The sequence below is a fragment of the Micromonospora sp. 4G55 genome, assembly GCF_016803375.1.
The window spans coordinates 1-2,776 of record NZ_JAEVHN010000753.1; the positions used below are offsets into that span (position 1 = coordinate 1).

Consider the following 2,776-nt stretch of genomic DNA (forward strand, 5'->3'; position numbering starts at 1 on the left):
CGGTCGGGTTCGTCCGGCACGACCGCCGGCGGCACCGAGGCCGGCCGGGCTGCTGCGACCACCATCGCTCAGCAGGCCGAGACGCCGAGTGGCGAGCCGATCGACAGTGCTGCTGTCGCCTCGGCCGCGGCTGCTCCGGCAGAAACGCAGCAGGAGGGCTGACAGATGCTGATGCCGCGCAAGCCCCCGAAGGGCTTCCGCAAGCCGCACCACCCGGACCGCCACGGCGCGTCCAAGGGTGGTAACCGGGTGGTGTTCGGCGAGTTCGGGATCCAGGCTCTCGAGCCGGCGTACGTGACCAACCGCCAGATCGAGTCGGCCCGTATCGCGATGACCCGCCACATCAAGCGTGGTGGCAAGGTCTGGATCACGATCTTCCCGGACCAGGCCCTCACCAAGAAGCCGGCGGAAACCCGCATGGGTTCCGGTAAGGGCTCGCCCGAGTGGTGGGTCGCGAACGTCAAGCCGGGGCGGGTTCTCTTCGAGATGTCCTTCCCCAACGAGCAGATTGCGCGAGAGGCGATGCGTCGCGCGATCCACAAGCTCCCGATGAAGTGCCGCATTGTTACGCGCGAAGTGGGTGAATCCTGATGGCAGCGGGCGTCAAGCCTTCCGAGCTGCGTGAGCTCTCCGAGGAGGAGCTGGTCACGAAGCTGCGTGAGGCCAAGGCGGAGCTGTTCAACCTCCGCGTGCAGGCCGCAACCGGGCAGCTGGACAACAACCGGCGGCTGCAGGTCATCCGTCGGGAGATCGCCCGGATCTACACGATCATGCGTGAGCGCGAGCTGGGTCTCTCGGCCGCGCCGACTGAGGTGACTGCATCATGAGCGAGAACACCACCGCCGCTGCGCGGGCCCGCCGCAAGGTGCGTGAGGGCCTCGTCGTCAGCGACAAGATGGAAAAGACCGTCGTGGTCGAGGTCGAGGACCGGGTCAAGCACGCGCTGTACGGCAAGATCATGCGCCGGACCAGCAAGCTGAAGGTGCACGACGAGCAGAACTCGGCCGGTATCGGCGACCGGGTCCTGATCATGGAGACCCGGCCGCTCTCCGCCACCAAGCGCTGGCGGCTCGTGGAGATCCTCGAGAAGGCCAAGTAGCGAAGGCTCGAGCTCGGCCGGTATCGGTCGGGCGCAGGTTCCGCCAGGCTCCGGCCGCCTCCGGGCGCCGGAGAACCGGCAGACATAGGAGATAGACGTGATTCAGCAGGAGTCGCGACTGCGCGTCGCCGACAACACGGGTGCCCGGGAGATCCTGTGCATCCGGGTTCTCGGTGGCTCCGGTCGGCGCTACGCGAGCATCGGCGACGTCATCGTGGCCACCGTCAAGGACGCGATCCCGGGTGCTGGTGTGAAGAAGGGCGACGTCGTCAAGGCCGTCGTCGTCCGCACCGCCAAGGAGAAGCGGCGGCCGGACGGCTCGTACATCCGCTTCGACGAGAACGCCGCCGTCATCATCAAGGACGGCGGGGACCCGCGCGGTACCCGTATCTTCGGCCCGGTGGGCCGGGAGCTGCGGGACAAGCGGTTCATGAAGATCATCTCTCTCGCGCCGGAGGTGTTGTGACCGTGAAGGTCAAGAAGGGCGACACGGTCGTCGTCATCGCCGGCAAGGACAAGGGTGCCAAGGGCAAGGTCATCGCGGCCTACCCGCGGCAGGACAAGGTCCTGGTCGAGGGCGTGAACCGGGTCAAGAAGCACACCCGCATCAGCACCACCCAGCGTGGCGCCAAGACCGGTGGCATCGTCACCCAGGAGGCCCCGATCCACGTCTCCAACGTGCAGGTCCTGGACTCCGACGGGAACCCGACCCGCGTCGGGTACCGGATCGACGACAACGGCCAGAAGGTCCGCATCGCGCGTAGCACCGGTAAGGACCTGTGATGACCACGGCTACCGAAACCAAGACCATGCCGCGCCTCAAGGAGCGGTACCGTAACGAGATCGTGGCGCAGCTGCAGGAGCAGCACAGCTACGCGAACCCCATGCAGGTTCCGCGGCTGGTCAAGATCGTCGTCAACATGGGTGTCGGCGAGGCTGCTCGCGACGCCAAGCTGATCGACGGCGCGGTCCGCGACCTCGCCACGATCACCGGCCAGAAGCCGCAGGTGCGGCGGGCGACCAAGTCCATCGCGCAGTTCAAGCTGCGTGAGGGCATGCCGATCGGCGCGAAGGTGACCCTGCGCGGCGACCGGATGTGGGAGTTCCTGGACCGGCTGCTGTCGATCGCCCTGCCGCGTATCCGCGACTTCCGCGGTCTCGACGGGCGCAAGCTCGACGGGCACGGCAACTACACGTTCGGTCTGACCGAGCAGTCGGTGTTCCACGAGATCGACCAGGACAAGATCGATCGCCAGCGGGGCATGGACATCACGGTGGTCACGACCGCCACGACCGACGACGAGGGCCGGGCGCTGCTCAAGCTCCTGGGCTTCCCGTTCAAGGAGAACTGAGCGAATGGCCAAGAAGGCGCTGATCATCAAGGCGGCCGCGAAGCCGAAGTTCTCGGTTCGCGCGTACACCCGCTGCCAGCGGTGCGGGCGTCCGAAGGCGGTCTACCGCAAGTTCGGTCTCTGCCGGGTGTGCATCCGGGAGATGGCCCACCGCGGTGAGCTGCCCGGCGTGTCCAAGGCTTCCTGGTAATAGCTATTGCTCTTCGCCGTAGGCCGGGGCGGAACGCCCGGGAACCCCGGCGAGAAAGGCTGACGAATTCCATGACGATGACCGACCCGATCGCAGACATGCTCACGCGTCTGCGTAACGCCAACCAGGCGTACC

7 protein-coding genes and 2 pseudogenes are annotated in these 2,776 nt (G+C 66.7%); all 9 read left to right on the top strand.

Annotated features, from left to right (window positions below):
- Nucleotides 1–162, top strand: a pseudogene (locus JNW89_RS33590) (30S ribosomal protein S3); the annotation flags it as partial.
- A gap of 3 nt (nt 163–165) precedes the next feature.
- Entirely contained in the window at nt 166–591 is a 426-nt protein-coding gene (gene rplP / locus JNW89_RS33595) for a 50S ribosomal protein L16 (RefSeq protein WP_073834927.1), read from the top strand.
- The gene (gene rpmC, locus JNW89_RS33600; RefSeq protein ID WP_013288628.1) at nt 591–827 is read left to right on the top strand and encodes a 50S ribosomal protein L29; all 237 of its coding nucleotides are present in this window, start codon (nt 591–593) and stop codon (nt 825–827) included. The genes rplP and rpmC overlap by 1 nt, the downstream gene beginning before the upstream one ends.
- Nucleotides 824–1,099 (top strand): 30S ribosomal protein S17, encoded by a 276-nt coding sequence (gene rpsQ / locus JNW89_RS33605; protein WP_091262798.1) that lies wholly within the window; start codon nt 824–826, stop codon nt 1,097–1,099. Before rpmC ends, rpsQ begins: the two co-directional genes overlap by 4 nt.
- Before the next feature lie 97 nt (nt 1,100–1,196).
- Nucleotides 1,197–1,565 carry a 50S ribosomal protein L14 gene (gene rplN, locus JNW89_RS33610; RefSeq protein ID WP_007073026.1) on the top strand — a complete coding sequence of 123 codons (369 nt, stop codon included), beginning with the start codon at nt 1,197–1,199 and terminating at the stop codon, nt 1,563–1,565.
- Nucleotides 1,562–1,882 carry a 50S ribosomal protein L24 gene (gene rplX, locus JNW89_RS33615; protein WP_207914040.1) on the top strand — a complete coding sequence of 107 codons (321 nt, stop codon included), beginning with the start codon at nt 1,562–1,564 and terminating at the stop codon, nt 1,880–1,882. Before rplN ends, rplX begins: the two co-directional genes overlap by 4 nt.
- A complete protein-coding gene (gene rplE / locus JNW89_RS33620; RefSeq protein ID WP_154941822.1) occupies nt 1,882–2,451 on the top strand; it encodes a 50S ribosomal protein L5 in 570 nt (189 codons plus the stop codon). Before rplX ends, rplE begins: the two co-directional genes overlap by 1 nt.
- Before the next feature lie 4 nt (nt 2,452–2,455).
- Nucleotides 2,456–2,641 (top strand): type Z 30S ribosomal protein S14, encoded by a 186-nt coding sequence (locus JNW89_RS33625; RefSeq protein ID WP_007465272.1) that lies wholly within the window; start codon nt 2,456–2,458, stop codon nt 2,639–2,641.
- 71 nt (nt 2,642–2,712) lie between these two features.
- A pseudogene (locus tag JNW89_RS33630) lies at nt 2,713–2,776 on the top strand (30S ribosomal protein S8); the annotation flags it as partial.

Bases quoted from the DNA above. Each gene is read 5' to 3' on its own strand.
- rpsQ (WP_091262798.1), top strand. From the start codon at position 824: ATGAGCGAGAACACCACCGCCGCTGCGCGGGCCCGCCGCAAGGTGCGT.
- rplP (WP_073834927.1), top strand. From the start codon at position 166: ATGCTGATGCCGCGCAAGCCCCCGAAGGGCTTCCGCAAGCCGCACCAC.
- rpmC (WP_013288628.1), top strand. From the start codon at position 591: ATGGCAGCGGGCGTCAAGCCTTCCGAGCTGCGTGAGCTCTCCGAGGAG.
- JNW89_RS33625 (WP_007465272.1), top strand. From the start codon at position 2,456: ATGGCCAAGAAGGCGCTGATCATCAAGGCGGCCGCGAAGCCGAAGTTC.
- rplE (WP_154941822.1), top strand. From the start codon at position 1,882: ATGACCACGGCTACCGAAACCAAGACCATGCCGCGCCTCAAGGAGCGG.